The organism is Brevibacterium metallidurans (assembly GCF_037101285.1).
GTDB classification, from domain to species: domain Bacteria; phylum Actinomycetota; class Actinomycetes; order Actinomycetales; family Brevibacteriaceae; genus Brevibacterium; species Brevibacterium metallidurans.
On the sequence record NZ_BAAAAF010000001.1, the window covers coordinates 252762 to 274988 of the forward strand.

Here is a 22227-nt window from a genome sequence, read left to right on the forward strand (position 1 = left end):
GGTCAGACGGCATTGGGTTCACCCACGAAGCGTCGGCGGACGGCTTCGAGGAGTTCTCGGGTGTCATCGTTCGCTTCGGGCAGACCCTTCTCAGTGGCATCTCCCGCATCTTCGCTCTCAGAGCGCACGCTCACGGACGCAAGCACCGGGGACTGCGTCGGCTCCGCCTCGGTCGGCCGTTCGAGTCCGGTGGTGCAGGTCTGGGCGCAGAAGAGGTCGATGACCTGTCGTGATGCCGACTGCCCCGGCAGGATCCGGTGGTCGAGCGCGGGAGCCTCGACGCGGCTGATCCGCTCGTGGACCCGCACGACCGCACCCTCGTAGTCGCCGAAGAGCTCCTCGTCGAGCTTCTCGCCCTCACGCAGTCCGGTGTAGATGATGTCGGCAGAGCGGTCGGACATGGCGACGAGGCTGCGGGCGATGTCGTCGATGCGCACGGGTTCGCCCATGTCGAGGACCATGATGGTGCCGTCCTCCCCGATCGCAGCGGCCTGGAGGACGAGCTGGCAGGCTTCGGGGATGGTCATGAAGAACCGTCGGACCTCGGGATCGGTCACGGTCACGGGACCGCCTCGGCGGATCTGCTCCTGGAACGAGTGGAGCACGGACCCGCGGGAGCCGAGCACATTGCCGAACCGCACGGACAGGTACGTTCCGGCCGATCGCGCTGCGAAGCCGCTGACCAGCTGCTCGGCCACCCGCTTGCTGCGTCCGAGCTCGCTCGTCGGCGCCGCCGCCTTGTCCGTGGAGATGTTGACGAAGGTCTCGACCTCGGCCGCCGCTGCGGCCTCGAGGACGTTGAGCGTCCCGTGGACGTTGGTCTTCCACGCCTCCTGCGGGAACCGCTGGAGCATCGGCAGGTGCTTGAGGGCCGCGGCGTGGAAGACGATCTGCGGTCTCGTCGCGGCGAAGATCCGGTCGAGGGCCTCCCGGTCCCGGATGTCGGCGAGCATGGTGTTCGGCGAGGTGAGGAGCGCAGAGCCGAAGAGGGTGAGCTCGACCCCGTGGAGCGCGGACTCATCGCGATCGAGGAGGATGAGGGACTCGGGTCCCAGCGAGGACAGCTGCCGGCACAGTTCGCTGCCGATCGAACCGCCCGCACCGGTGACGAGGACGCGCCGTCCGGCGATCGTCTCCGCGATCTCGGTGAGATCGGTGTGGATGGGACTGCGGCCGATGAGGTCCTCGACCCTGAGGTCGCGGATGTCGGCGATCTGCACCCGACGGTCGACGAGTTCGGCCAGCGGCGGGATGGTGCGCAGCCAGCGGCCGGTCATCTGCAGGCTGTTGCGGCACGCGTGGAGGAAGCGCGCATCGGAGTCGGCGATCGCGACGATGACGCCGGAGACGTTGAGCCAGTCGACCACCTCGGCGATGTCGTCGCTCGTGCCCCGCACCCGCACCCCGTGGATGCTCAGGTGCCGTTTGCGCGGATCGTCGTCGATGAGGCCGACGGGCAGGTACGCGCCCTGCGGATCCGAGAGCATCTGCCGGATGAGGGATTCCGCGGCGTCGCCGGCACCGACGACGAGTACCCTCTCCCCCTGCCGGGGCCGCGTCGCGAACTGGTGCACCCAGCGGATGACGTAGCGGGTGCCCGACATGAGGATGAGGGCGGCGAAGACGAAGAGGAGGACGAACGGCGCGTCACCGGCGGTGACGAGCATGAGGGCGCACGCAACCGCGAGGCAGACGAGGACGAGCCCGCCGAACTCGGAGAAGCTGCCGTAATGGTAGCGGCGCCGGTAGAGGCCGAGGCTGAGTCCGACGAGCAGCTGCAGGGCCAGGGCCACGGCGAGGACCATCCCGACGGTCGGCCCGCTGATCCACTCGAAGCCGAGGACCAGCCACGCCAGCCCTCCGGCGAGGACCCAGGCGGAGGCGTCGAAGACGATCTGCAGCCAGGTCTTGTTCTCCCAGATCACCATCGCCAGTCGTGACGACCGACTTCCCGAGAGCGCTCCAGGCGCCGGATCGGGGTGTTCGGATGCTGTCATTGCGAACTCCAATGCACTATGGGACTTGCGGTGCGCTCTCGCCCTCGGGCGGCGTTCTCGCTGCGGCCGGCTGAAGTCGGCGGCAGCGGAACCGTGCCTCTCGGGGGATTCGCGATCGCCTCCACGCTATGGCGGTGTCCGCGCCGCGAACCCGATGCGGGAGCGGTTCTGCGGGCATCCGCGCGGGCTGTGCGGACTGCCGCCAGTCGGGTGCTCAGACGGCGGCGAGCCTGGGATTGCCGGCGAGGAGGGAGACGAGTTCGGTCCGCGACCCCACTCCGAGCTTCCGGTAGGCGGCCGTGAGACGGAGCTCGACGGTGCGCAGGGAGACGAAGACCCGGCCGGCGATGTCCTTGTTCTTCAGCCCCGCCCTGACGAGTTCGACGACCTTGAGCTCCTCCTCGCTGAGCTCGGCGAGCTGCGGGTGGACCGGGGGTTCGGAGGGAGCCGGCGCAGGCGGACCCGGCGACTGCGCGGAGCCCTCGACCCCGAGCTCGGTGAGGATCGCCTCGGCGGCGAGGAACTGCTCCCGGGCACGGGAATCGGACCCGAGCTGCTGCAGGCGCCTGCCGAAGGCGGTGTGGGTGAGCGCCTTCTCGTAGAGGGAGTCCTGGGCGCCCCACGACCGCAGCGCGAGGTTGAAGAGCTCGTTGCCCTTGTCCCCGGAGGCGAGGAGGGCCTCGCCCCGGCGCAGGGCGAGTTCCGCCCACCGCGAGGGACAGCGTTCGACCCGCTTGCGCAGCTGCTGGACGAGGAGTGCCGCGTGCTCTCTGCGTCCGATCTCGACGAGGGCCTCGATGAGGTCGGCTTCGTGGCGGCGGACGTTGGGATTGACCTCGTTCGCGGAGAGTTCGTCGCATCGCCGCAGATGGCGCACGGCCTCAGCGGGGTAGCCCATCCGCAGCAGGCAGCTTCCCTGCAGGGCGTTGAGCTCGGCGAGCAGGCGGCGGTTCTCCGACGTCGTCGCCAGGGCGGCGAGCCGCTCCTCGACGGGTTCGGCGTCGCATGCGGCACCGTGCATGAGCAGCGCCCATGTCCGGAGGACGAGGACCCGGTCAGGCCGCACGTCGGGCAGGGTGACGCTGTCTGCGACGACGGCGCGGATGAGTTCGTCGGCCAGCCGCAGGCGGCCCGCACGCACAGCGGTCTCGGCCTGCAGGCAGCGCGCCTGCAGACGCCAGATCGTTCCGTCCCCGCTGCTGCGACGGAGGAGGGAGAGCGCGGCCTGGGCCGAGTCGAAGTGCTCGGTGAGCATGAGCCCCGAGGCGACCGCGAGGACGAACTCGGGGTCGAGGTCGTCACCGTCGTGGTCGCGCAGGGCCGTGAAGCTCCGCACCGCCGACCGGTCCGTGCCGCGGGCGCTCTCGAGCCGGATCGTCGCCGCCTCGAGCAGCCGGTGCCCGTCCTCGCCGAGGTGGTCGACGGCCCCGCGCGCCTCGCGCAGCAGCTCTTCGGCCTCCGCGTATTCGCCGCGTTCGCAGCGGCACATGCTCAGGGTGAGCTGGAGGCGGGCGACCTCGGCGGGAGCTTCGGCGCGTTCCCTCTTCGACCAGCTGTTGATGAGGTGGGAGGGCAGGGTCTGGCGCTGGGCGAAGGCGATCCGGATGCCCAGCGTCCGTGCGCGGACCGCGAGCGCGGGCGAATCCGACTGGCCGGCGATGCGCACATAGCGGCTCGCGAAGACGAACTCGCCGCGCTCGTAGAGCTGCCATGCGATGTCGATGAGGGCCGGTGCCAGGGACTCGTCGTCGGTGCTCACCCGCATCGCCCGCTCGACGAACTCGATTCCGGCCGGGCCGGTCCCCTCGGTGATGAGCGTCCTGCCGTCGTCGATGAGCGTCGGCGCCGTCTGCTCGGTCGGCCGCGCGAAGGACGCATGCCAGTGCTCGAGGCGCGGGTCGATGCCTGCGGAGTCCTCGGCGAGCTGCTCGTGGCCGGCGATGCGCTCGCTCGACCCCATCGACTGGTGAGCCCAGGCGCGGACGAGGTGGTTGGTGATGCGCAGGTGCGGGCCGCGCCTTTCGATGATGTCGCGGGTCTCGAGGTCGTCGACGATCTCCCACAGACCCGGGATCCGAGCGGCGAGGGGTCCCCACAGCGCTGCCGGTGCCAGGGACAGCTGTCGGAGCAGGGTGATCGTCTGCGGGCCGGGGCTTCCGAGGACGTCGCGGAGGATCGATGCCCCGGTGTCGCCGAGGCGCACAGGGATGGTCAGCGGACCGTCACCGAGCCGCTCCCGTCGGTTCATCTCCGTGACGATGCTCTCGAGCGCGAGCGGACGTCCGCACGCGGTGGCCGCGGCGAGGTGCGCCGCCTCGGGGGCGAGCCGGCCCTCGCAGAGGTCCTGGGCCGCGGCGACGAGCTCGTCGCGGCTGAACTCCCGGAGTTCGACGGTGGGGATGAGCGAGAGGGGTCCGTCGTCGGGAAGGGAGGTCGCGGAGACGGCGAAGTTCGCGCACCCGGACTGCGCGCGCCTGAGCATCTGGCCGAGGACCGCCTGGGACGGTCCGTCCATCCGGTCGGCTCCGGCGACGACGATGAGCGCGTCGTCGGCGATTCCGGCTCCGCGCAGCGCCGACTGGGCGGCATCGGCGATGTCCTCGCCGCGGTCGTGCGCGAGGTCGGCGACCGAGGTGCGGCTGTCGATCGCCCCGAGCGAGGTGAGGAGGATGTCGATTCCGGAGCAGTCGCTGCCCGGCTCGGAGTGGCTGAAGTGGACGCGCAGGACCGGTCCCGACCATTCTGCTTCCACCTCTCGGAGGAGAGAGGCCTTGCCGAGGCCGGTCCGGCCGACGACCGCAGCGGCGCGATGACGCTCCAGGAGCGTCCGCAGCCGTGCGAGTTCGCCCGGCCTGCTCGATCGCGATGTGCGCGGATCGGCTTCGTCGGGTCGGCTCCGCTGCGGCGGGACCGACGCGTGGGGATGGGATGACTGGGGATTCTGGGGATATGCGGGGATGTGCATGCACCCCATCTTCGTGAGCCGTCCCACCGGTCACCAGGTGGTCATTACGGGATAATTCTCGGCGGATACTCGAATGTGCCCGCCGGTTGCCGGAATGTCACTACTCGATCACTCGCTGATGACGATTGCGTGACAGCCGGTGACTACTCGAATTCCCTGCGTGTCGTTCTCTCCTACTCGATCGTGCGGTGGCGGCCGGCCCGTTGATCTGCGATTTCGCGTCTGTCCGCTGGCTCATCCCGGCCGGTCGGTCCGCAGGCGGCTGAGCGCCTCGGCCACCTCCGACCGGGAGGTGATGTCGAGCTTGCGGTACATCCGGTAGGTGTGGCCCTCGACGGTGCGCACCGCGACGCCGAGCTCCTCGGCGATCTCCGCGTTCGACAGGCCGGCGACGATGAGCCGGGAGATCTGCCGCTCCCGATTCGTCAGCTCGACGGCCTCCTCCTGGACGCGGTGGGGGTGCGTCGGGGGCTCTTCACGCCAGGATTCGGCGATCTCGCGGCAGCGCTCGGCGAGGTCGGGTCCGATCCCGCCGAGGTCGTCGGCGAGCGCCGTGAGCGCCTCAGGGTCCTCATTCCGCAGGGCTGCCCCAAGCGATCCGAGGCGCCACCGGTCCCTCTCGCCGGCAGCGGCGGCGAGCGCGAGGATCGCCTCGGCGTCGTAGAGGCCGAAGTGGCGCAGCAGCTCGAGCCGCAGCCGCATCGCGAGCGCGAACTCCTCTTCGGCCTCGGCCTCCGCGAGCACCTCGGCGAGGGCGTCGAGGTAGGACTGCTCTCCCGTGAGCACGGCGCGCGCGACGAGCCGCAGGCCTCGCGCACGGCCGCCCTCGAGGTAGACGTTGGCCACGGGCAGGCGGACGAAGCGCGCATCGAAGTCGTCGGCCGCTTCGGCGTTGCCGCTCATCATCGCCGAATACTCGGCCTGGGCGAGGGCGAAGGCCATGAACTGCTGCTGGTTCCAGTACTCGAAGGCCTCGACCGCGGCGGCCGCACGTCGGGCGGACTCGGCCCACCGCCCCTCCTGGCCGAGGATGCGGGCGAGCACGAGGTCGCGCGGCCCGCTCGAGGCGGCGAGGAACGCGAGGTCCTGGCTGCGCACCTCGCTCAGCCCGTCCCTCACCTCGTTCCGCCTGCCGGCCTGGAGCATCGCCCACGTGCGGAAGCAGTCGAGCATGATCAGCGGCGTGCCGATGGTCGTCATCTTCGCCTCGGTCTCCTCGAGGAGGTCGAGCACATCCTCTCCGCGGCCGCGTTCGAGCTCCTTCGAGGCGAAGGCGATCGCGATGCTCACCCGCAGGGTCTCCGGCACCTCCTCGGTCGTCATCCACCGGGCGTCGACGACGTCGTCACCGGACAGGCGCGCCCACGTGAGCCGGCTGACCCGGTCGAGGATGACGCGGGTGAGGTCGATCTGCGCGAGGACCTCGGCGTCCCCGTCCGCGGCGGCCGCGATCCGGTCGAGTGCGGTGAGGAAGTCGTCGACGGACAGCGAGGGGGATTCGCGTCCGACGTCCCGGAAGATCCACACGATGAAGGCCTCGAGGACGAGGAACGGGGTCTGCGCCCGACGCACCGTCCTGGCGAGGATGTCGAGGCCGACGGGGACGAGGTTGACGTCGCAGTAGAGGCGACCGAGGTCGAAGAGCTCCTGCGGGTCCATCGCCTCGAACGGCACCCCGCGGAGGATCCGCAGCGCCCGATGCCATTCGCCGAGGGCGATCGCTATCCGGGCCGCGTCGATCGAATCCCGCAGGGAGATCCTCGCCCCGCAGCTCAGGCCCCAGTCGGCGCGGAGCATCCGCGAGCGCTGGGAGGGCGTGCCGGGGGCGGATTCGACGAGTTCGAACATCCGGCGGCTGCGTCCGACGGGAACGGTCACCCGGATCGTCTCCGTCGAATGGGATTCGAGGGCGACGTAGACGGGCGAGCCCCGCGACTCGAGCCCGATGACCCCGGCGGCGACGAGGTCGTCGGCGGCCTCCCCGTAGCCGGCGCTGAGCATGAGCTCGACCTCGACCTCGCCGGCGAGGACGACGAGTTCGAGCGCGCCCCGCTGCTCATCGCTGTAGCGGGCGAGGTGGTAGGAGATGACGTCGCGGACCCGCTCGTCGTAGGCGATGTCGAGTCCGTCGAGCAGCCACACCCCGTGCCGGAGGCGGAACCGGTTCCACTGCCGGGCGTACCTGAGCAGTTCGAGGACCCGGACCGGGACCCCCATGGTGAGGAACATCGTCGCGTCGATGACTCCCCGTGACACCACCCCGCCGAGGTGGTGCTCGAGCATCGCCGTGACATCGTCCTCGTGGAGCGGGTCGAGGAGGACGTGGTGGAGGAGGCCGTCGGCGACGAGCTCCCGGAAGTGCGGGGAGCGGCCGTCGACCGCAGGCTGGACGGTCACGGCGATGCGGATCTCCCCGTCGGTGGCGAGCTGGCTGAGCACGCTCACGCTCGCGTCGTCGAGGTGGTGGGCGTCGTCGACGAAGACGACGGGCGGCTCGTCGCCGGCCGTGAGCATGGTGACGACGCGGTTGAGCAGCGTCCCCTCGTCGTCGGCGAGGTCGACGGCGAGGCCGAAGGCGCCGAACGGACTCTCGGCGAGCACGCGTCCCCGCGCACCCAGAGCTCGCGGCCGCCGCGTTCGGCGTGGACGAGCTCGATGAGGCTCGTCTTCCCCGCCCCGGTGTCGCCTTCGATGACGACTCCGGCGGCTCCCGTTCCGACGAGGGCTGCGGCGATCTCGGCGAGTTCGCCGTCACGACCGAAGCAGTCCCGGCGATCCCGCGCCTCAGACATGGACCCTGCCCCACGTGGAGACGAGTTCGCGCAGCTCGCGTCGGTTGGCCACCTGCAGACGGCGGTAGATCCGGCTCAGGTGCCATTCGATGGTGCGCGCCGAGAGATGGTGGAGCTCCCCGAGCTCGTGGCTGCTCGCCCCCGCCATGACCCCGTCGACGAGCTTGCGCTCGAAGTCGGAGAGGACGGTGTGGAACCGCGACCCCGTGGCACCCGAGCGCACCGTGCGCGTGCTGTTGCCGATGAGGATCCTCGCCTCCTTGACCGCCGAGCGGTCGCCGACCTCGACGGCCCGCTTCTGCGCGAGCTTCGCGAAGTCCGAGGAGGTGAGGTACGAACCGAATTCGAGGGACGCGCGTGCGGCCTCGATGAGCGCATCGGCGTCTCCGACGAGGACGCCCTCGGCCACGGTCCGGGCGAGCCGCCCGATGGCACCGTCGATCTCACCTCCCAGGACGGCGAGGCTGTGGCCGGCGGATCCCTGACCGAGGCGAGCGGCCTCGATGAAGGCGAACGCGGCCATCGTCGCCGCGCCGTGCTCGGCGATCGAGGTGCCGAGGGCATGGAGGCGGTCGGCCGCCTCGGCGGGATGGGCGAGCGCGAGCGCCTGCAGGTCGAAGAGGCGCGCTTCGGCCTCCGCCCACCACGAGTAGCGGTCCGCCCGCTCCTCGTCCCACGTCGCCTCCCGCAGCCGCTGCGGATCCGAGGGCCGGCCGAGTAGCGCATCCGCGTAGCGCTTGGCCGCGCGTCCCACCCCGGTGAGATCGATGAGATCGGTCTCCTGGGCCGGTTCGAGCACGGCCTGCAGGGTCGACTGGGCTCGCGCGGGATGGCCGGTGCGCAGGTCGACCAGCGCCCCGGCGAGTTCGAACATCCGGTCCCCCGACCGGGCCTCGCGCACCGATCGCCGCGCCCCGGCCCAGTCCCCGGACAGGTAGCGGGAGACGAAGATCTGCGGTGCCGCGTCCTCGAGCTCGTAGCTGGTCAGGCCGGGCAGGGAGAACATCAGCTCGGCCTGGTCGATGCAGCGGATCCCGTCGACCACCCGGCCCTGCAGGACGAGGACGAGACCGAGGATCGCGCAGGCCCGCAGCCGATGCCGGTTGAGGCACTCGTGGTCGTGGAAGACCTCGGAGGCGAGGCAGCGGGCCTCGTCGAGGCGGCCTCCCCGCAGGGCGAAGCGGGCGCGGGTGACGTCGACGCGGCCCGTGTCGGCCGGGGTGCTCAGGAGGTCGCGCACCCATTCGACGCGCAGCTCCTCCGGAGCGTTGGGATCGGTGAGGCGATAGTCCATGCACAGGAGCCGGGAGAGGTACTGGGGGTCGGCGTCCTCATCGGCGTCGGCGAGCAGACGGGCGAAGGTCTGCTCCGCCTCGGCGATCCCCCCTCTTCCTTTGTCCGCGCGCACGAGTTCGAGGAGCACACGGTCGGTCTCCCACCCGGAGGCGACGATGAGGTCGGCCGCGTCGGAGTACCGCCCCTCGGCGTTGGCATCGCCGACGGCGGCGAAGATCCGGTCCTCCGGCTGCCCGACGCCGAGGGACAGACCCCAGCGCAGGTACCCGAAGAGGGCACGGCCCTCGAGGTCGTCGAGGTCGACGACATCGGCGAGGAGCCGGAACAGTCTGAGGCTGTGGGAGGGCATGACATGGGCTTTGAGGGTCTCGGCGATGACCGGCTCGGCGAGGTGGACCCCGGCGCCCGGGCCGCGCTCCATGACGACGAGGCCGATGTCGGCCAGGGCGTCGATCTCCCCCGGCGAGCAGAGGAGGGCGAGGCTGTCGTAGGGGACCTCGCCGACCATGGCGACGACCTCGAGGACGGGCCGGAGGCCGCTGGGGACGTTCCACAGGATGCGCTCGTGCGCGCTCGACTGATCGGCGCCGAAGATCACCTGGTTGAGCAGGCGCGGGTTGCCGCCGGTGTCGCGCAGGAGCTCGGCCGCCGAGCGGGTCGGGGCTCCGGCCGATTCGACGAGCGCGGCGATCGCGCTCTCGTCGAGTCCGGTGAGGTCGATGCGCACAAGCGATCCGCCCAGCCACAGCTTCGCGAGGAGATCGACCGGCGGCCGGATGGATTCGGCGCCGGCGACGAGGCGGATGCGACGGGCATCGGCGAGGCGGCAGAGGACGGCCAGCGAGGTGGTGTCGATGAGGTTGCTGTTGTCGAGCTGGACGATGGGCACTGTGTCCTCGCTCGCCGCCGCGAAGGCGCGGGCGAGGGTCGACAGCGCCGCCCCGGGTGCGATCTCGCGGTGGGCGCCGGCCTGGGAGAGGAGGATCTCGAGGACGCCGAGCTCGCGGTCGCGCAGCAGCTCGGAACCGCGCAGGCGATGCACCGTGGTGTCGGACTCGAGATGGTCGAGTGCCCGATTCATCACGGTGGTGCGTCCGATGCCCGCGGCGCCGACGACGAGACACCCGCAGCGGTCGGGGTCGACGAGCGCGTGCCGCACCGCCGAGACCTCGTCTGCGTAGCCGAAAGCGCGACCCTGCGGGGATGGGACCGTAACCGACATGTGCGCTTCTTTCGGTGTCGCCGCAGTCCTGCCCGCGGATCGCGCGGACAGCACACGGCTGTCTGCCTCGCGGATGCTCGAGCGGATCCTCCGGGTACGGCGCTCGGAGGTTCGGACTCGCAGGCCGTCGGGAGGGGACCACTGACCACCGCGAAGCTGGGGATGTGGGGACACTGTAACCGCATATCCCGCTCCCCGCAATCGACCCGTCCGCCTGTCGACCACCTCGGTGAGCTACTTGTGGGACACTTCACGCGAACGTAGTATGGACAGAAACTTACTGAACGATCTATCAGGAGCACTCATGGACACCCTTCTGAGCGCAGAGGAGCGCGAGTTCGCGCAGCAGATGCGTCAGTTCTATCGCACGGAGATCCCCGAAGAGCTCCGTTTCAAGGTCGCCACCGGCCAGGAGCTGTCCAAAGAGGACATGGTGACCTCGCAGCGGATCCTCAACGCCAACGGGTACGCCGTGCCCCACTGGCCGCTCGAGTGGGGCGGTCAGGACTGGACCCCGGTCCAGCGCCACATCTGGCTCGAGGAGATGCAGCTCGCCTGCGTACCCTCGCCGCTGCCCTTCAACGTCTCCATGGTCGGGCCGGTCATCGCGAACTTCGGCTCGCAGGAGCTCAAGGAGCGGTTCCTCCCGGCCACGGCGAACATCGACATCTGGTGGTCGCAGGGGTTCTCCGAACCCAACGCCGGATCCGACCTCGCCTCCCTGGCCACCTCGGCGGTGAGGTCCGGGGACAAGTACATCGTCAACGGACAGAAGACGTGGACGACGCTGGGCCAGTACGGGGACTGGATCTTCATGCTCGTGCGCACCGATGCGAACGTGAAGAAGCAGGCGGGGATCTCGTTCCTCCTCATCGACATGAAGTCCCCCGGCGTCACCGTGCGCCCGATCCAGCTCATCGACGGCGGCCATGAGGTCAACGAGGTCTTCTTCGACAACGTCGAGGTGCCGGTGGACAACCTCGTCGGCGAGGAGAACAAGGGGTGGACGTACGCGAAGTTCCTCCTCGGCAACGAACGCACCGGGATCGCCCGGATCGGCGCCTCGAAGGTCAACCTCGCCCGTGCCAAGGCGTACGCGGCGGTGACGAAGACGGCCACCGGCACCCTCCTCGACGACCCGCTGTTCTCGGCGCGCCTGACCCGGCTCGAAGCCGAGCTCACCGCGCTCGAGATGACCCAGCTGCGGATCCTCTCGACGCAGGCCGCCGGCTCGGACAAGCCGGATCCGCGGTCCTCGGTGCTCAAGCTCAAGGGCTCGCAGCTGCAGGAGGACATCAGCGAGATCCTCGTCGACGTGCTCGGACCGCAGGGTCTCGACTTCGTCACCGACCGGGTCCAGGGCGAGGGGCTGACCGACCTGCCGCTCGGCGCCGTCGACGCCCTGCCCGCATACTTCAACACCCGCAAGGTCACCATCTACGGCGGTTCGTCCGAGGTGCAGCGCGGAATCATCTCGAAGGCTCTGCTCGGGCTCTGAGCCCGGCGAAGGAAGTGGACATCCATGGATCTTGAACTCAACGACATCCAGCAGGAGCTCGCGAGCACCCTGGGCAAGTACCTGCGCACCGAATACGATGCGGCCGCCCGCGAGGCGATCCTCAAGAGCGACGAGGGCATCTCGCGCGAGAAGTGGCAGCAGTTCGCGGAGATGGGCCTGCTCGGCCTCACCGTGCCCGAGAGCTTCGGCGGTGCGGAGATGACCTTCGCCGAGGTGGCTGTGGTCCTCGAGGCCTTCGGCCGTTCGCTCGTGCTCGAGCCCTTCGTCGCGACCGCGGTCCTCGGCACCAATGCGCTGCTGCTCGCCGGCAGCGAGGAGCAGAAGCAGGCGATCCTGCCCGGCGTGTGCGAGGGCGAGACCTTCCTCGCCGTCGCCGCCCTCGAGCCGGGGCAGCGCTACGCTCTCGCCCAGCCGACGACGACGGCGACCGCCGACGGTGACGGAGTGCGCCTGACCGGGGAGAAGAACGGTGTGCTCGGCGGCGATGTCGCCGACCACTTCGTCGTCACCGCGGTCGAGAACGGCGAGCTCGGCCTCTTCCTCGTCGCCGCCGACGCGCAGGGGCTCACACGTGTGACCCATCGCCAGGCCGACGGGCTCGGCAGCGCGAGCGTGCGCTTCGACGGCACTCCCGCCCAGCGCCTCGACGCCGGCGACGCCCATGCCGTGCTCTCGGAGGTCTTCGACATCGCCAACGCCGCGCTCATGGCCGAGGCCGTCGGCGCGATGGAGGCGTCGCTGACGATGACGGCCGAGTACCTCAAGACCCGCGAGCAGTTCGGGGCGCCGATCGGTGCCAACCAGGCGCTCCAGCATCGCGCCGCGGACCTCTACGCGGACCTCGAGTACGCCCGCAGCATGGCGCTCTTCGCCCGTCTCGCCGTCACCGCCGAGGCGGAGGGCGCGGAGAAGGATCGCCACCGCGACGTCATCGCCGCGAAGATCATCATCGACTCGACCGCGCGCCACATCAGCCAGGAGTCGATCCAGATGCACGGCGGCATCGGCATGACGATGGAGTACCCGATCGGGCACTACGCGAAGCGCCTCACCGTGATCTCGAAGACCTTCGACGACGCGGACTCGCTCACCGCCGAGCTCGCATCGATCGGCGGTCTCATCGAACCCCACGCCGCCGACCTGTCCTGAGGAGGGCGGCCTGGTGAGTCTCGGCGGAAGGGCAACCGCCCGGTGAGTCACAGCGGGATCAAGGACGCTCAGTGTCGATTCTGAGCTTGCGAATCGACACTGAGCGTCCTTTTTCTGCGTGCTGCCGCGCTACCCGACCGGCTGGTCGAAGACGTGGCGGCGATGTCCGCGTGCTAGCGGCCGCCCGCGTGCCGCCAGCACTCCGCCCGCACCCGCCTCGCGGGCGTGCCAGAGTCCGTGCCGAGCTACCCGATCGGCTGCTCGAAGACGTGGCGGCGGATCCACGCGTGCATGGTGATTGCCGCTGCGGCCGCGGCATTCATCGACCGCGTCGAACCGTACTGGGCGATCGAGAGCACCGCCGAGCTCGCCTGATGCGCCTCCTCGCTCAGCCCCGGCCCCTCCTGGCCGAAGAGCAGCAGGCACCGCTGCGGCAGCTCGAACGTCTCGAGCGGCACCGAGTCCGGGAAGTTGTCGATGCCGATGAGCGGCACGTCGTTCTCGACGCACCATTGGAGCAGGTCGTCGACGCTGGGATGGTGGATGACGTGCTGGTACCTGTCCGTGACCATCGCCCCGCGCCGGTTCCAGCGCCGCCGCCCGACGATGTGCACGGCCGCGGCATTGAACGCGTTCGCCGTGCGCACGACCGAGCCGATGTTGAGGTCGTGCTGCCAGTTCTCGACACCGACGTGGAACCCGTGCCGCACCGTGTCGAGGTCGGCGACGATGGCATCGTGGCGCCAGTAGCGGTACTTGTCGACGACATTGCGCCGGTCCCCGTCGCGCAGCAGCTCCGGATCGTACTCCTCACCGACAGGCCAGGGGCCGGTCCACGGACCGACCCCCACCTGTTGCTGCTGCTCGAGACCGTCGGTCACTTCGCGTCGGGGTCCTTCTCGTCGTCCTTCGCCGAGGAGGTCGTGCCCTTGGCGGCCGCAGCTCCCTTGGCAGGCGCGGACTTCGCCGAGGAGGTCGTGCCCTTGGCAGACGCAGTGCTCTTGGCGCTCCCGGCACCCTTCGCCGAGGCGGCCGAACCCTTGGCAGCCGTCGTACCCGTGGTCTTGTCGGTGACCGTGGCCGTCTCGACCTCGGTCACCTCGACCGCGTCCGCAGCTTCGGTCTCCGACCCGTCCTCCGCCGAAGCGTCGTCAGCGTCCTCCGCCGCAGCGTCGTCGTCCCCGTCCTCTGCGGAGGCAGCATCCTTGTCAGAGGCAGCGTCCTTCGCCGAATCAGTGTCGTCAGAGCCCTTCGCCGCACCGACGGCGGCACCGACCTTCTGCGCGCGCTTGCTCATCTTCACGGTCTTTCCGCCACGGCCTCCGCCCGAGAGCACCGAGCGGACGTAGGCTCCCCCGGCGATCGCGTGGACGATGAGGGCGAGGACTGCCGCGATGGCGGCGGCGACGAGGCCCTCCCACCATTCGGGCTGGCCGGAGAAGTAGCGGCCGGCGATGCCCAGCGGCGAGGTGAACGGCGTCCACGAGAGGACCTTGCCGACGACTCCGCTCGAACCGAGGATGACCGGGGCCATCGCACCGCCCACCGTGAGGATGCCGATGATCGTCACCGCGGTCTTCCGCGCCCGGTCCCCGGTCAGCGTCGAGGCCCACACGAGGAGCGCGAAGACGGTCCACGCGGTGAAGAACAGGGTGAGGGCGAACCAGCCGAGTCCCGGCAGCATCGCGAACGCGATCCCGGTCTTGCCGGTGATCGAGAGTCCGAGCTCGAGGACGACCGCTGCGACGATGAGATGGATGACGACGAGCGTGAGCATGCCCGTGACCCGCCCGGAGGCGGAGGCCCGCGGCGGAATCGTCGCCGCGATGATCTCGGTGATCCGGTTGCGCTTCTCCAGACGCAGGTTCTGGTACAGCGCGGTGCCGAGCGTGGCGATGACGAGCAGCGAGAAGACGACCATGCCCCACAGCAGCGGGGTGGCGACGTCCTCGGCGACGGCGGGCGTCTGCAGCAGCGTCGCCTCGGTCTTCGGGGCGAGCTTCTCGAGCAGCGCCGTGGGCTGCTTGTCGAGTGCGATGATCGTCGGCTGCGACTGACCCGTGGGGTCCTGGATGAACGCGGCGTCGACCTTGCCTTCGCGCACGAGCTTCTCCGCCGCCTGCGCGTCGGGGACGTCGGTGATCTTCACCTGCAGCTGCTGTTCGTACATCGCAGCCTGTTCGCCCACACCCACCATGGCCATGCTCGGGGTGCCCGAGGCGGCCTGGGAGTCGCGGACGACGCCGCTGATGATCGCGGCGAGGATGCCGAGGATGACGACGGCGACGGTGACGAGGAAGAAGGGCGAGCGCATGACCGTCGAGGATTCGCGGTTCGACACGAGCCACGAGGCCTGGCGCCTGCCGACGTCGACGAACTCGGAGACGAGTCCGGTCTCCGGGAGGTCCTCGGGGTCGGGACGGTCCTCAGCGAGTTCGAAGGGAACCTCGTCGAGGCCCGTCGTCGAGTCGGTGTCGGACTCGGAGTCCGCCTCGGCGACCGTGTCGGCCTCACCGGTGGTCGCGGCGCGGGCCCCGGTCGCGGCGCGGGCACCCGACTTCGAGCGGCTTCCGGTCGTGGTCACCGTCTCGGTGACGTCCATGTCGAAGTCGTCGAGGCTCGTGGGCGCGGTGCCCTTCGACGTCGTCCGCTTCGTGCCCGCCGAGGCGGTGTCCTTCGCGGTGTCCTTCGCCGAGGCGGTCGTGTCGTCCTTCGGGTTCTGCGCGTCGTCCTTGCGGGCCATCACAGGGTCTCCTTGTACTTCTCGGCCAGTGTCGGGCGGACTCGTTCGAAGCTCTCGACTCGCTCGAGCCTCGCCACGGTCGCGGCGGCCGATCCGGGATCGTTCGCGCGGAAGGTGATGACGGTGTCGATGACCTCGATCTCCGTGATGCCCGCGCGTCCCCGCAGCGACGACGCGGCCGCCTCGGCGTCGGCCAGGGCGACCTCGTAGCGATGCTCGCCGAGGAGGTCGTCGACGCTGCCGGCGGCGGTGACCTTGCCCTGGCTGAGCACGACGATGTCGTCGGCGAACTTCTCCGCGGCCTCCCAGTCGTCGGTGGCGAGGATGACGGGCACGCCCGAGGCGGCATGGGCCCGCAGCAGGGACATGACGAGTTCGGTCGACTTCGTGTCGAGGCCGTTGAAGGCGTCGTCGATGACGACGACGTCGGGGTCGGCGGCCAGGGTCGCTGCAATGTCGACGCGGGCGATCTCGGCGCCGCTGAGGTTCTTCAGCGGGGCGTAGCCGCGGTCGGCGAGCTCGAGCCGGCCGAGCAGCGTCAGGGCATTGCGCTCGGCAGCACCGAGGGTGATGCCGTGGAGGCGCGCGAGATAGACGATCTGATCGATGACGCGCATGTTCGGGTAGCCGCCGCGCTCACCGGGCAGGTAGCCGAAGTTCTGCCGGTCGCCGAAGTCGAGTTCGTAGCCCTCGAGTTCGACGGTGCCCTCATCAGCGGTGATGAGGCCCATGATGACGCGCACGAGTTCGGTGCGGCCTGCCGATCGGGTCCCGACGATGGCGGTGATCCGACCCGGCTCGGCGGTGAAGCTCACCTCATCCAGATATGTCCGCTTCCCCTTGCGCAGGGAAATCCCTTTCAGTGTGAGCACACGCGATCCTTACGTTGTCCAACGGGCGCCGTTTGCAGCCACGGCCCTTGAGAGTTTCTCATCTATCGTGGTGAATCGCGCAGGGCGATTCAAACCAGGTCCGGGATTTCAACGGAATTGACAGTCGAGTCCCAGCTGGTGGTCGCGAGCTCAGTCGAGCCCGAGGTCCTTCGTCGTCAGCGCCGTGAGATAGGGGATCCCGGTGGCTTCGACCTTCTCCTTCGCCCCCGTGTCACGGTCCATGACGACGGCCACGGCGACCACCTCGGCGCCGGCCTCCCTCAGCGCCTCGACGGCGGTGAGCACGGAACCGCCCGTCGTCGAGGTGTCCTCGACGGCGATGACACGCTTGCCGGCGACATCGGGACCCTCGACGCGACGGGACATCCCGTGCTTCTTCGCCTCCTTGCGGACGACGAACGAGTCGACGGGGGTGCCGCGGACGACGGAGCGGTGCATGACGGCGGTGCCGACGGGATCGGCGCCCATCGTCAGTCCGCCGACGGCGTCGATGGAGTCGAGCAGGCCCTCGGCCTCGAGGAGGTCGAGGACGACGTCGCCGATGAGCGGGGCCGAGCGGTGGTCGAGGGTGACCCGGCGCAGATCGAGGTAGTAGTCGGCCTCGCGGCCCGAGGAGAGGGTGACCCGACCGCGGACGACGGCGAGTTCGTCGATGAGGTCGAGCAGCTGTCGGCGGGTGTCCGCGGGGTCGGTCATGGCCCCCAGTCTACTTGGCCCTCACCTCGCCGAGGCGGGGGCCGGTTCCGCGGGCACGCTCAGTGTGCGCTGTCACGGGTGATCACCCTGAGATCGACCTCGACGGGCTTGCCGACCTCACGGTCGACGACGCCGAAGATCTCGTCGACGATCACAGCGACGGACCGCGAATCGTCGAAGTGGGCGTCGATGCGCACACGCCAGCCGTTCTCGGACTCGGAGAGGTCGATGCCCACGAGCTCTCCGCCGGAGCGGCGCAGCACGCGGGCCGTGGCGCTGGCCACGAGGTCCTTCATCCCCGGCGCGAGTGAGGCCACTCCCCCGATGCCGACGATCCGGTGGGCGAGCTGCTGCGCGGTGTGCGTGAGCGGGCCGCCCTCCGTCGGATCCGCATCGCCTTCCGCGTCGGGGCCCGGCGGCAGTGCGGGCTCGGAAGTCGCGTCCGGTCCCGCGGGAAGCTCGGGTTCCGGCGCCGGGGTGGTCGGTGGCTTCGGCACGGTTCCTGAACCGGCGCCTGCGCCTGCGCCTGCGCCTGCGCTCGGGGATGTGCCCGGCGCCGGCACGGGGCTGGTATCCCCGGTTCGCGCGGCGCTCGCTGGTCGGCGCCCCGGCATCGGCGCTGAGGGGGTGTCCGGATGCGACTCGGGCGGGTTCGGGGGAACGATGGGTTCCTCGTGCCTGACCTCGAGCGGAGTCGGCGTCTCGTGCGGGTCATGCGCCACGCGGGGGTCATTCGACATAGGCATCCTCGACTTCGATATCGATCCGTGCTGCCGGCACTCCGAGTTCGCGCTCCAGCGCTTCGGAGACCGCTGCCCTGATGAGATCCGCGGCGGCGACGAAACGGATGTCCGCGCGCATCGTCACGGTCAGCCGCACCTCGGCGGCGCTGCCGGACGGCTCCCCTGCGGCGGCGATGCCGACGCTGCGGGAGCGGATCCCGTCGACCGTGTCGACGGCACTGCGGATGATCGTCCGCACCGCCGCCGAGGCGATCGAGTACTCATGTCCCTCACTCGTGCGCAGCTTCGTCGACGGTCCTCGGTAGAGGTCGTTGCGGACGAGCTGGAGGATCCGTTCCCGGATCCCCGCGGTCTGCTCGGGGTCGGGAACGTAGTGGCCCAAATAGTCGTCGATGACATCGCGCAGCTCGGAGTCGAGATCGGGAGCGGCGCGCTCGGCGTCGAGGTCCGGAGCGGCGCGCTCGTCCTCGACCTGCCTGCGATCATCACTCATGTCCATCCCTTCATCCCTTCGACGATGGCGGCTCGGGCGCGATGGATCCGGCCGCGCACACTGCCTTCGGTGATGCCCAAGGTGTCCGCCACTTCAGCGTAGCTGAGGCCCTCCATCTGGTGGAGGACCCAGGTGATGCGCTGCTCGGTGGACAGGGTCGAGAAGACCTCGGCGAACCGTTCGAGCGCACTGCGCGCCTCGACGCGCTTCTCCACGGAAGCGCGTTCGTCGGGGTGGATGCCCATGTCCTCGGGGTCGACCGGATCCGTCGACCGGCTCACGCGTTTGCGCAGCACATCCGTGCACCGGTTCGAGGCCATCCGATAGACCCAGGTGCCGAAGGCCGCGGGAGCGTCGAGCGCAGCGAGCGATCTCCACGCCTGCACGAGAGTGTCCTGGACGACGTCCTCGGCGTCCTGCCTGTCCCCGAGCGTGCGCATCGCGAAGCGCAGCAGTCTGACCTCGTACCGGTCGACGAGTGAGGCGAAGGCGTCGACATCGCCTTCCCGGGCCCGCACGACGAGGGTCACGACGTCGATTCCATCATCACCTCTTGCCATGATTCAGATCATAGGCGAGGCGGCCACCTGGGAACATACCTTGTCGTGGAATTGCCGGAATGTTCACTGATTCGAGACCGCGGCGCACATCCCGCAACGCCGGAGGAGGGCCCGGCCCAGAGGGCGCAGAGGGCCTCCCGCCCAGGGGTGCGAAAAAAACTTCGGAATCGTGCGTGAGGATTCCGCACCCGCCGCGTCTGTACCTATGTCAGCACCTCCGACACGAAAAGGATTGAATGATCATGCCTGAGACCAAAGATTCCTCCACCACCTCGGCCGCTGGCTCGACCGCTTCGGCCGGCGCCGACATCAAGAGCCCCCTCGTCACCGACAAGGGCAACACGACGATCTCGGAGAACGTCGTCGCCAAGCTCGCCGGCATCGCGGCGCGCGAGGTTCCCGGCGTCTTCGGAATGGGCAACGCCGCTCGCCGTGCGTTCGACACCCTCACCGACCGGATCCCCGGCTCGCAGACGAACGTCTCGGGCGGAGTGTCCGTGGAGAAGGGCGAGAAGCAGACCGCGATCGATCTGACGATCGTCGTCGAGTACGGCTCCTCCATCGTCGACGTCGCCGAGGCGATCCGCCGCAACGTCATCCGTGCCGTCGAACAGGGCACCGGACTCCAGGTCGTCGAGGTCAACATCGACGTCACCGACGTCCACCTGCCCGACGACGACAACGACGACCAGAAGAAGCAGGACGAGTCGACCAGCCTCTCCTGACACACCCATCCCTCGCTGACGCCCCCGAGGCGAGCCCTCGCCTCGGGGAGCGCAGCGACAGCCCTGGAAGGACAGCCATGTCGAAAACACTTATCGGACTGCTCGTCGGACTGACCCTCGGCATCGTCGCGTACTTCGGAGGATTCATCGCATTCCTCGTCGTCGCAATCTGCGGTGGGCTCGGTCTCACCATCGGTCTCGTCCTCGACGGTCGACTCGACCTCGGAGCCCTGAGCTCGCGTTCGACGACGCGGAGGTGATCGGCGTGGCTGCATCACGCGGTAGCCTCACGATCGCGGACAAGGTCGTCGAGAAGACGGCCGCCGAGATCCTCAAGGGCATTCCCGGAGTGGGCGGCACGACCTCGGGCTTCCTCGGCATCGGCGGCAGTGACAGCCTCGATGCCAGACCGAGCGTGTCCGTGACGCTCTCCGGCCGCAGCTGCATCCTTCAGGTGCGGCTGGGCATCAGATATCCGCTGCCGATCTCCCAGACCACCGAATCGGTGCGCGAGACCCTACGCTCGAAGGTCGAGTCGCTCACGGGAGTCAGCGTCCGCCAGGTCGACATCGATGTGACCTGGCTCCGGCCCGAGACCGCGGGCCGCTCAGCAGAAGTGAGGAGTCTGGCATGAGTGCACAGCTTCTGCGCGCCCGTCCTGCACGGGTCGTGCCATCCGTCATCGTCGCCGTGGTCCTCCTGCTCATCGCCGTGGGTCTGGGATGGGCGGGGATCGCCGCGATCGCCCAGGCGAACTCCGCGAACGCGTCGCTGGAGACGATCCTGCCGGGCATCGCCGGCGCCGAATCGCTCCAGTGGAGCACCCCCGCCGTGATCGCCGTCGCCGTCGTCGTCGCCCTCATCGGCCTCGTGCTCCTCGTCCTCGCGATCTCGCCGGGAGCCCGCCGCATCCTCGGACTGCGGGCCCCTGCGGCCGAGCACGTCGAGCGCCTCGAGGTCGCCATGCCGACGTCCGCGCTCTCCGACCTCGCCGCCTCGGCGGCGGATTCCGTCGACGGGGTCGCCCGGGTGCGCGCCTCGTCGAACACCCGGTCGTCGATCGTCACGTTCAGCACCCCGGTGCGTGACACCGCCGAGATCCGCAGCGAGGTCGCCGATTCGGTCACGCGTCGACTGGATTCGATCGACTTCGTCAGGCAACCGAGCGTGCGCGTGCACGCGGTCAGGAGGCAGTGATGCGACGCATGGCAGCCGGGGCGAATCGCACCGGACTCTTCATCATCGGACTCATCCTCCTCCTCGGCGGGGCGTTCGCGGCCCTCTTCGGGCTCGGACTTCTGGGCAGCATCCTGCCGGGACTCGACCCCGCGGCGAGCCTCGCTCCGATCGCGGACAAGTTCGCACTTCCGTTCTCGGGCCTCGTCGCCGTCGTCATCGCCGTCGTGCTGGCCGTCATCGGCATCTGGTGGCTGTCCCTGCAGATCCCGCGCAAGGACGCCGCGAAGCCGCTGCGCCTGCAGCAGGATGCGCGGACGGGCATCACCTCGGTCACCGCAAATGTCATCGCCGAGGCGGTCTCCGACGATCTCGAGGCCACCGAAGGCGTCGAGGACGCCCAGGTCATCCTCCGCGGCAGCGCGAAGCGACCCGAGCTCATCGTCCACGTCGACGTCGACGAACGCGCCGACATCGATGCCGTCGTCGAGGAGATCGCCACCCGGGTCGCCGGGAACGCGAGCGAAGCACTCGGAGTGCCGATCGCGGCCATGGGTCTCGAGATCGGCGTCGCCCGCACCTCGAATCGGAAGCAGCGAGAAGTCACTCTCGCCTGAGACGCCCTCCCGCACTTGAATCGGCGGGATGGACGGAGCCGGAAACGGTGAAGCCGGTCGGACGGTCCGCACACGGACCGTCCGACCGGCTTCTGCGTGTGTGTGCGCACCGCGGCGCACCCTGTTCCCGACCGCCCCGCCCGATCGCGCCCATGGCCTGGACACATTGGCCCCTCGTGACGCGTGTTCGCCGGCCCGCAAGTCCGATGCCGTTCGATCGTCGCCGGTGGCAGCCGGTCGCCTGCGATCGTCGCCGCCGTCGTCGCCGTCGTCGATCGTCGCGATCGGCAGCCTGTCGCCTGCGATCGACGGCGCAGGCGACAGGTGAGGCGCTTGCCCCGGGGGTGTCTGTCCGCCGCCCGGATGCAGTCGGTCCGGGTGCGCCCCCGCCTCGTCACTTCCGCAACTCGGCGGGACGAGGAGATCGCGGAGCCAGCATGAGTCACATCACATCGCCGGACCGAAGAATTCCTCTTGAGCGGACGTTCGATGACGTCTGCCGCTCGGACACGCGCCACAGCCGCAGCAGACGGGGCCTCGATGACCTCAGAAATGACTTTTAGTGACGTAAACGATGACTTAATCGTGACCTGAACTGGCCACTCGCATGCGATCGCCGGTTGCTCATTTCTGCTCGAAAG

General features: G+C 69.5%; 18 protein-coding genes. 7 read left to right on the plus strand and 11 right to left on the minus strand.

The features are described from left to right. Positions 1-2: 2 nt before the first annotated feature. The 4 genes from AACX88_RS01090 to AACX88_RS01105 all read right to left on the minus strand — a co-directional run bounded on the left by AACX88_RS01090 (position 3) and on the right by AACX88_RS01105 (position 10272). Positions 3-1997, minus strand: a complete 1995-nt coding sequence (locus AACX88_RS01090; protein WP_339391246.1) for a polysaccharide biosynthesis protein — start codon at positions 1995-1997, stop codon at positions 3-5. 214 nt (positions 1998-2211) lie between these two features. After that, entirely contained in the window at positions 2212-4749 is a 2538-nt protein-coding gene (locus AACX88_RS01095) for a LuxR C-terminal-related transcriptional regulator (protein WP_167560624.1), read from the minus strand. A gap of 447 nt (positions 4750-5196) precedes the next feature. Further along, complete coding sequence (locus AACX88_RS01100) at positions 5197-7563, minus strand: helix-turn-helix transcriptional regulator (protein WP_339391247.1); 2367 nt, start codon at positions 7561-7563, stop codon at positions 5197-5199. Positions 7564-7746: 183 nt separating this feature from the next. Further along, positions 7747-10272: a helix-turn-helix transcriptional regulator gene (locus AACX88_RS01105; RefSeq protein ID WP_009378779.1), complete on the minus strand. Its 2526-nt coding sequence runs from the start codon at positions 10270-10272 to the stop codon at positions 7747-7749. Between the two features lie 304 nt (positions 10273-10576). Between AACX88_RS01105 and AACX88_RS01110 the strand changes: the two genes are divergently transcribed. Both AACX88_RS01110 and AACX88_RS01115 read left to right on the plus strand, forming a co-directional pair. Further along, the gene (locus AACX88_RS01110) at positions 10577-11770 is read left to right on the plus strand and encodes an acyl-CoA dehydrogenase family protein (protein ID WP_063249610.1); all 1194 of its coding nucleotides are present in this window, start codon (positions 10577-10579) and stop codon (positions 11768-11770) included. 24 nt (positions 11771-11794) lie between these two features. Further along, entirely contained in the window at positions 11795-12940 is a 1146-nt protein-coding gene (locus AACX88_RS01115) for an acyl-CoA dehydrogenase family protein (RefSeq protein WP_009378777.1), read from the plus strand. A gap of 245 nt (positions 12941-13185) precedes the next feature. On the opposite strand, the gene AACX88_RS01120 is transcribed toward AACX88_RS01115, so the two are convergent. The 7 genes from AACX88_RS01120 to AACX88_RS01150 form a co-directional block, all read right to left on the minus strand. Then, positions 13186-13821, minus strand: coding sequence for a TrmH family RNA methyltransferase (locus AACX88_RS01120; protein ID WP_339391248.1), 636 nt, complete (start codon positions 13819-13821; stop codon positions 13186-13188). Beyond that, positions 13818-15683 (minus strand): ABC transporter permease, encoded by a 1866-nt coding sequence (locus AACX88_RS01125; protein WP_339391249.1) that lies wholly within the window; start codon positions 15681-15683, stop codon positions 13818-13820. The genes AACX88_RS01120 and AACX88_RS01125 overlap by 4 nt, the downstream gene beginning before the upstream one ends. Beyond that, positions 15683-16555 carry an ABC transporter ATP-binding protein gene (locus AACX88_RS01130; protein WP_339391250.1) on the minus strand — a complete coding sequence of 291 codons (873 nt, stop codon included), beginning with the start codon at positions 16553-16555 and terminating at the stop codon, positions 15683-15685. The genes AACX88_RS01125 and AACX88_RS01130 overlap by 1 nt, the downstream gene beginning before the upstream one ends. Positions 16556-16705: 150 nt before the next feature. Beyond that, a complete protein-coding gene (pyrE, locus tag AACX88_RS01135; protein ID WP_339391251.1) occupies positions 16706-17272 on the minus strand; it encodes an orotate phosphoribosyltransferase in 567 nt (188 codons plus the stop codon). A gap of 59 nt (positions 17273-17331) precedes the next feature. After that, positions 17332-17769, minus strand: a complete 438-nt coding sequence (locus tag AACX88_RS01140) for a hypothetical protein (RefSeq protein ID WP_339391252.1) — start codon at positions 17767-17769, stop codon at positions 17332-17334. Between the two features lie 232 nt (positions 17770-18001). After that, positions 18002-18508, minus strand: a complete 507-nt coding sequence (locus AACX88_RS01145) for an Asp23/Gls24 family envelope stress response protein (protein ID WP_339391253.1) — start codon at positions 18506-18508, stop codon at positions 18002-18004. Next, positions 18505-19068, minus strand: a complete 564-nt coding sequence (locus tag AACX88_RS01150) for an RNA polymerase sigma factor (protein WP_339391254.1) — start codon at positions 19066-19068, stop codon at positions 18505-18507. The genes AACX88_RS01145 and AACX88_RS01150 overlap by 4 nt, the downstream gene beginning before the upstream one ends. Before the next feature lie 242 nt (positions 19069-19310). Here AACX88_RS01150 and AACX88_RS01155 point away from each other — a divergent pair, with 242 nt between their 5' ends. The 5 genes from AACX88_RS01155 to AACX88_RS01175 all read left to right on the plus strand — a co-directional run bounded on the left by AACX88_RS01155 (position 19311) and on the right by AACX88_RS01175 (position 21586). Continuing rightward, positions 19311-19793: an Asp23/Gls24 family envelope stress response protein gene (locus tag AACX88_RS01155; protein ID WP_339391255.1), complete on the plus strand. Its 483-nt coding sequence runs from the start codon at positions 19311-19313 to the stop codon at positions 19791-19793. Between the two features lie 77 nt (positions 19794-19870). Next, positions 19871-20053 carry a DUF2273 domain-containing protein gene (locus AACX88_RS01160; protein ID WP_339391256.1) on the plus strand — a complete coding sequence of 61 codons (183 nt, stop codon included), beginning with the start codon at positions 19871-19873 and terminating at the stop codon, positions 20051-20053. A 5-nt stretch (positions 20054-20058) separates the two neighbouring features. Beyond that, positions 20059-20427 carry an Asp23/Gls24 family envelope stress response protein gene (locus AACX88_RS01165; RefSeq protein ID WP_339391257.1) on the plus strand — a complete coding sequence of 123 codons (369 nt, stop codon included), beginning with the start codon at positions 20059-20061 and terminating at the stop codon, positions 20425-20427. Then, on the plus strand, positions 20424-20990 hold the full coding sequence (locus AACX88_RS01170; RefSeq protein WP_339391258.1) for a DUF6286 domain-containing protein: 567 nt from the start codon (positions 20424-20426) through the stop codon (positions 20988-20990). The genes AACX88_RS01165 and AACX88_RS01170 overlap by 4 nt, the downstream gene beginning before the upstream one ends. Then, on the plus strand, positions 20990-21586 hold the full coding sequence (locus AACX88_RS01175) for an Asp23/Gls24 family envelope stress response protein (RefSeq protein WP_339391259.1): 597 nt from the start codon (positions 20990-20992) through the stop codon (positions 21584-21586). The genes AACX88_RS01170 and AACX88_RS01175 overlap by 1 nt, the downstream gene beginning before the upstream one ends. Positions 21587-22227: the final 641 nt, after the last annotated feature.

What these genes read in the sequence shown, in the direction of transcription:
- AACX88_RS01090 (WP_339391246.1), bottom strand. Translation starts at nt 1,997, where the DNA reads ATGACAGCATCCGAACACCCCGATCCGGCGCCTGGAGCGCTCTCGGGA.
- AACX88_RS01105 (WP_009378779.1), bottom strand. Translation starts at nt 10,272, where the DNA reads ATGTCGGTTACGGTCCCATCCCCGCAGGGTCGCGCTTTCGGCTACGCA.
- AACX88_RS01110 (WP_063249610.1), top strand. Translation starts at nt 10,577, where the DNA reads ATGGACACCCTTCTGAGCGCAGAGGAGCGCGAGTTCGCGCAGCAGATG.
- AACX88_RS01115 (WP_009378777.1), top strand. Translation starts at nt 11,795, where the DNA reads ATGGATCTTGAACTCAACGACATCCAGCAGGAGCTCGCGAGCACCCTG.
- AACX88_RS01125 (WP_339391249.1), bottom strand. Translation starts at nt 15,683, where the DNA reads ATGGCCCGCAAGGACGACGCGCAGAACCCGAAGGACGACACGACCGCC.
- pyrE (WP_339391251.1), bottom strand. Translation starts at nt 17,272, where the DNA reads ATGACCGACCCCGCGGACACCCGCCGACAGCTGCTCGACCTCATCGAC.
- AACX88_RS01145 (WP_339391253.1), bottom strand. Translation starts at nt 18,508, where the DNA reads ATGAGTGATGATCGCAGGCAGGTCGAGGACGAGCGCGCCGCTCCGGAC.
- AACX88_RS01150 (WP_339391254.1), bottom strand. Translation starts at nt 19,068, where the DNA reads ATGGCAAGAGGTGATGATGGAATCGACGTCGTGACCCTCGTCGTGCGG.
- AACX88_RS01155 (WP_339391255.1), top strand. Translation starts at nt 19,311, where the DNA reads ATGCCTGAGACCAAAGATTCCTCCACCACCTCGGCCGCTGGCTCGACC.
- AACX88_RS01160 (WP_339391256.1), top strand. Translation starts at nt 19,871, where the DNA reads ATGTCGAAAACACTTATCGGACTGCTCGTCGGACTGACCCTCGGCATC.
- AACX88_RS01170 (WP_339391258.1), top strand. Translation starts at nt 20,424, where the DNA reads ATGAGTGCACAGCTTCTGCGCGCCCGTCCTGCACGGGTCGTGCCATCC.
- AACX88_RS01175 (WP_339391259.1), top strand. Translation starts at nt 20,990, where the DNA reads ATGCGACGCATGGCAGCCGGGGCGAATCGCACCGGACTCTTCATCATC.